General features: G+C 73.4%; 1 pseudogene. It reads right to left on the bottom strand.

The window, feature by feature from the left end:
- Nucleotides 1-40 precede the first annotated feature (40 nt).
- Nucleotides 41-402 (bottom strand): annotated as a pseudogene (locus A5481_RS19630) (alpha-D-glucose phosphate-specific phosphoglucomutase); the annotation flags it as partial.

A 402-nucleotide genomic window follows, 5' to 3' on the forward strand; every position in this document is an offset into this window, starting at 1 on the left:
CCCTCTGCGGGGGAGGGTTCAAGCCGCGGCGCCGTTCCTCTTACGTCACCACCGACGGCTCGGTCCGGCCGGTATGCCGGGCGATCCCCGCGATCTCTTCCGCCGCCGCGACGACCGGCGCCAGCATCTCGGCCGTCGGCGCGTCGAGCCGGTCCTTCGAAAAGCGCTCGAGATAGACCCGCAAGGTCGCCCCGACCGTGCCGGTGCCCGAGAGGCGGAACACCACGCGGGCATCCTCGCGGAACAGGATCCGCACGCCCTGGCGCGCCGTCACCGAGCCGTCGACCGGGTCGGTATAGGCGAAGTCGTCCGCCGCCTCGACGGTGAGGTCGCCGATGCGCTGCCCCGGCAGCCCGGCGAGCTTGTCGCGCAGAGCCGTCATCAGGCCCTCGGCGGCGGCGC

The sequence above is a fragment of the Methylobacterium platani genome, from assembly GCF_001653715.1.
Classification (GTDB): Bacteria; Pseudomonadota; Alphaproteobacteria; order Rhizobiales; family Beijerinckiaceae; genus Methylobacterium; species Methylobacterium platani.